Raw genomic sequence first — 5,149 nt, forward strand, 5'->3', positions numbered from 1 at the left:
TGGCGCCCGAGCTGCGCCGGCCGGACATCACCTTCCTCGGCGTGCCGCTCACCGAGGCGGTGACGCGCGAGTTCAGCAACCCGCGCCAGCGCCTGCTGTTCAAGAACATCATGTACGTGGGCGTGCTGTCGGCGCTGCTGAACATCGAGCCGGCGGTGATCGAGCAGCTGCTCGCCGAGCAGTTCCAGGGCAAGGAAAAACTGATTCCGCCGAACGTCAAGGCGTTCGAAATGGGCCGCGCCGCGGCGCTCGAGCGCTTTGCCTGCCCGCTGCCCATGCACGCGCAGCGGCGCGACGCGATCGGCGACCGCATCCTCATGGACGGCAATTCGGCGGCGGGTCTGGGCTGCGTGTACGCCGGCGCCACGGTGGCCGGCTGGTACCCGATCACGCCGTCCACCTCGCTGGTGGACGCGTTTGCCGCCTACTGCGAGGACTACCGCATCAACCCGGACGGCAGCAAGCGCTACGCCATCCTGCAGGCCGAGGACGAACTGGCCGCCATCGGCATGGTGGTCGGCGCGGCCTGGAACGGCGCCCGCGCGTTTACCGCCACCAGCGGCCCCGGCGTGTCGCTGATGACCGAGTTCCTGGGTCTGGCCTACTACGCCGAGATTCCGGTGGTGCTGTTCGACATCCAGCGCTGCGGGCCGTCCACCGGCATGCCGACGCGCACCCAGCAGGCAGACCTGCTGTCGTCGGCGTATGCCTCGCACGGCGACACCAAGCACGTGCTGCTGTTCCCGGCCTCGCCGAAGGAATGCTTCGACATGGCGGTGCAGGCGTTCGATCTGGCCGAGCGGCTGCAGACGCCGGTGCTGGTGATGAGCGACCTCGACCTTGGCATGAACGACTGGCTGTCCGAGCCGCTCGCCTGGGACGACGCCTACCGGCCGGACCGCGGCAAGGTGGTGACGCGCGAGCAGCTCGACGCGGGTTTCCAGTTCTACCGCTACCTCGACGTCGACGGCGACGCCATCCCCTACCGCACCCTGCCCGGCACGCATCCGAGCAAGGGCGCCTTCTTCACCCGCGGCTCCGGGCACGACCGCTTCGGCGCCTACACCGAGGACGGCGCCAAGTACCAGGACAACGTCGATCGGCTGCGGCGCAAGTTCGACACTGCCGCCACGCTGGTGCCGCCGGCCGTGGTGGACCGCGACGCCGGCAACCGGGCCGGCATTCTCTATTTCGGCACCACCGCCGAGGTGATGGCCGAGACGCTGGACACCCTCGACGCCCACGGCATCGAGGTGGACGCGCTGCGCGTGCGGGCGTTCCCGTTCACGCAGCAGGTGTACGACTTCATCGCCGCCCACGACACGGTGTTCGTGGCCGAGCAAAACCGCGACGGCCAGCTGCGCGCCATGCTGATCATCGAGGGCAACATCGATCCGGCCAAGCTGGTGCCGGTGCTGCACTACGACGGCATGCCGGTCACCGCCGAGTTTCTGGTCCACAGCATCCGCCAGCACCTGGAACCGGTGCGCGCGCTCGCCATGGGAGCCTCCGCATGAGCTACCTGCCCAAGCCCAAAATCCACCACCCGCAGCTGCCGAAGAACGCGCTGGGCCTGACCCGCCGCGACTACGAGGGCTCGCTGTCCACGCTGTGCGCCGGCTGTGGCCACGACTCGGTCAGCGCCGCGCTGATCCAGGCCTGCTTCGAGCTCGATCTGCCGCCGCACCGTGTCGGCAAGCTGTCCGGCATCGGCTGCTCGTCGAAAACGCCGACCTATTTCCTCGGGCCCGCGCACGGCTTCAACTCCGTGCACGGCCGCATGCCGTCGATTGCGTCGGGCGCCGCGGCCGCCAACCGGGACCTGGTCTACATCGGCGTGTCCGGCGACGGCGACACGGCGTCGATCGGCCTCGGCCAGTTCATCCACGCCATGCGCCGCGGCGTGAACATGCTGTACCTGGTCGAGAACAACGGCACCTACGGCCTGACCAAGGGCCAGTTCTCGGCCACCGCCGACGTCGGTTCCAAGAACAAGGCTGGCAAGGCCAACCCGTACACGCCGATCGATCTGGTGCAACTGGCGCTGCAGATGGGTGCCGGTTTCGTGGCGCGCAGTTTCTCCGGCGACAAGGAACAGCTGGTGCCGCTGCTGAAGGCGGCCATCAGCTACCCGGGCTTTGCCTTCATCGACGTCATCTCACCCTGCGTCACCTTCAACAACCACGAATCGTCCACCAAGAGCTACGCCGCCACGCGCCGGCGTGACCGGCCGCTGGTGGAGGCCGACTTCGTGCCGCCGGCGCAGGAAATCACCGCCGCCTACGCACCGGGCGAGCACCACACCGTGACGCTGCACGACGGCTCCCGGCTGCTCCTGAAAAAACTGGCCGAGGACTACGACCCCTACGACCGTATCGCCGCCATGGATTACCTGAACCGCCATCAGACCGACGGCAGCCTGCTGACCGGCCTGCTGTACGTGGATCCGGAACCGAACGAGATGCACGCCATGCTCGGCACCGACGCCACGGCGCTGAACCGCCTGCCGTTCGAGTCCCTGTGTCCGGGCGCGGCGGCGCTCGAGGCGGTCAACGCGGCGCTGCGTTGATGGGCGCCGCCCGCTGCCTGGCGGCCGGCCTTCTGCTGGCCGCCAGTGTCGTCGCCACCGCCCAAGACGATGCCTGGAACGGCTTCGACCTGAGCGGCCTTGCGGTGCCGCAGCAAACGCTGGTCAACGGCGGCCAGCCGCGCGACGGCATCCCGGCGCTGTCGACACCCAAGTTCACGCCGGCAAATGAGGCGGGCCTTGGTTTCGACGAGCGCGTGGTCGGCGTCGAAATCGACGGCGTGGCCCGCGCCTACCCGCGCCGTGTGCTGGTCTGGCACGAGGTGGTCAACGACCGCATCGGCGAGCGGCCGTTCGTGCTGATCTACAGCCCGCTCAGCGGCACCGTGGCCGGCTTCGATGCCCGCTCGGCCAAGGGTGTGGACGAGTTCGGCGTGTCCGGGCTGCTGTACAACTCCGCCACGCTGCCGTTCGACCGGGCGAGCGGCTCGCTGTGGCTGCCGCTGGAAGGCGTCGCCATCGCCGGTCCGCGCAAGGGCGAACGCTTGACCGGCATCGTCGCCACCGAAACCAGCTGGGCCGACTGGCTGACGCGCCACCCGGACACCCAGGTGCTGAGCTCAGACACCGGCCACCAGCGTCCCTACGGTCAGGACCCCTACGCGGATTACGTCAGCAACAGCGAGCTGCGCTTTCCGGTCGGCCCGCTCGATGCGCGCTACCACCCCAAAGAACCGGTGCTGGTGTTGCGCCACGGCGCGCATTACCGCGCCTACCCGTTCGCCGAGCTGACCGCGCACGACGCGCCGTTCACCGACACCGTCGACGGCGTCCGCTATACCATCGACTTCAACTACGCCGACCAGCGCGCGCTGGTGACCGATGCCGCCGGCAAGCCGGTGCCGGCGGCCACCGAATATTGGTTCGCCTGGCACGCCGGCCACCCGAGCGAGCCGGTCTACCAGGCGCCACGCTGAGGTCCCGCAGCCGGCGCATTGCCGGCTCATCCATCTCCCACAGGAAACCGCCGTGGCAGCACTGTTCCAGCCGTTCAAACTGAAAGACGTCACCCTGCGCAACCGCATCGGCGTGCCGCCGATGTGCCAGTACTCGGCCGTCGATGGGCGGGTGACCGACTGGCACCTGCCGCATCTGGCCGGCCTCGCCCGCGGCGGCGCCGGCCTGGTGGTGGTCGAGGCCACGGCAGTGTCGCCGGAAGGCCGCATCACCCCCGGCTGCACCGGCATCTGGAACGACGAGCTGGCGCAGGCCTTCGTGCCCTCGGTGCGCGCCATCAAGGCGGCCGGCGCGGTGCCGGGCATCCAGCTTGCGCACGCCGGACGCAAGGCGAGCGCGAACCGGCCCTGGGAAGGCGACGACCACATCCCGGACGGCGACCCGCGCGGCTGGCAGACCATCGCGCCGTCGGCCATCCCGTTCGGCGCCCACCTGCCGAAGGTGCCCCAGGCCATGACGCTGGACGACATCGCCCGCGTGCGCTGGGATTTCGCCGCCGCCGCCCGGCGCGCGCGCGACGTCGGCTTCGAGTGGCTGGAGCTGCACTTCGCGCACGGCTACCTGGCGCAGACCTTTTTCTCGGTGCACGCCAACCAGCGCACCGACGCCTATGGCGGCAGCTTCGAGAACCGCAGCCGCTTCCTGCTGGAAACGCTCGCCGCGGTGCGCGAGGTGTGGCCCGAGCGCCTGCCACTGACGGTGCGCCTGGGCGTGGTCGAATTCGACGGCCATGACGAGGAGCATCTGGCCGAATCGATCGAGCTCGCCCGCCGTTTCAAGGCCGGCGGGCTCGACCTGCTCAGCGTCAGCGGCGCCTTCACCACGCCGCAGTCGCAGGTGCCGTGGGGACAGCCGGCCTTCCTGGCGCCGATCGCCGGCCGCGTGCGCCGCGAGGCGGATATCCCGGTGGCCTCGGCCTGGAACCTCGGCGTGCCCGCGGTCGCCGAACAGGTGCTGCAGGACGGCCACATGGACTTGGTGCTGGTCGGCAAGGCGCACCTGGCCAACCCGCACTGGCCATACCAGGCGGCGCGTGAGCTCGGCGTCGAAAACCCCGCCTGGGTGCTGCCGGCACCGTACGCACACTGGCTGTCGGCGCTGCGCTGAGAGCTTGTGAATTTTTCAAGCGCTCAGGCCGGCCAGGGATGGCCGGACGCGAATCAAGCACGCAAGGGCTTGATTCGCGGGAGCTCGTCCGGGCGTGTACCGGACGGGCGACGCAAGAAATGCGCAGGACGCGCATTTCTTCACAAACTCTGACCCGGCGGCAGGACGAGCTGCGCCGGCGGCGCATCCACGCCGTGGTGGTGCTGAGCCACGAAGGCGGCCTCGCCGGCGGCGGCAGCAACGGCTGTGACGGCATCTCGGGGCCGATCGTGGACGCCTGGATGGCGCCCAACACCTGGACGCGCTCGAGGCCTACTTCGCCGCCCGCCCGACCGGCGTGGCGCCGGGACCGCAGGACCGCATCAGGCTGGCGCCGTCAGGGCCCTGAACAGGGCCGGGTTGATTCGGGGCGGGGATGCGCGGACGCGGCGACCGCCGGATCAATAGGGATAGCGCGGCCGAACGTTCGATAATGGCCACGGCCGCGCCACAGACTGG

General features: G+C 69.7%; 4 protein-coding genes. All 4 read left to right on the forward strand.

Features of this window, described 5'->3' with window-relative positions:
- Nucleotides 1-1,517 (forward strand): 2-oxoacid:acceptor oxidoreductase family protein (locus PHC73_RS11380; protein ID WP_300128202.1); only part of this gene is annotated, 1,517 nt, incomplete at its 5' end.
- Nucleotides 1,514-2,569, forward strand: a complete 1,056-nt coding sequence (locus PHC73_RS11385) for a 2-oxoacid:ferredoxin oxidoreductase subunit beta (RefSeq protein WP_300128205.1) — start codon at nucleotides 1,514-1,516, stop codon at nucleotides 2,567-2,569. The genes PHC73_RS11380 and PHC73_RS11385, both read left to right, overlap by 4 nt.
- On the forward strand, nucleotides 2,569-3,504 hold the full coding sequence (locus tag PHC73_RS11390; protein WP_300128208.1) for a DUF3179 domain-containing protein: 936 nt from the start codon (nucleotides 2,569-2,571) through the stop codon (nucleotides 3,502-3,504). Before PHC73_RS11385 ends, PHC73_RS11390 begins: the two co-directional genes overlap by 1 nt.
- Before the next feature lie 52 nt (nucleotides 3,505-3,556).
- Complete coding sequence (locus tag PHC73_RS11395) at nucleotides 3,557-4,651, forward strand: NADH:flavin oxidoreductase/NADH oxidase (protein ID WP_300128210.1); 1,095 nt, start codon at nucleotides 3,557-3,559, stop codon at nucleotides 4,649-4,651.
- Nucleotides 4,652-5,149 lie beyond the last annotated feature (498 nt).

It is taken from the genome of Immundisolibacter sp., from assembly GCF_028696615.1.
In the GTDB taxonomy this organism is placed as follows: domain Bacteria; phylum Pseudomonadota; class Gammaproteobacteria; order Immundisolibacterales; family Immundisolibacteraceae; genus Immundisolibacter.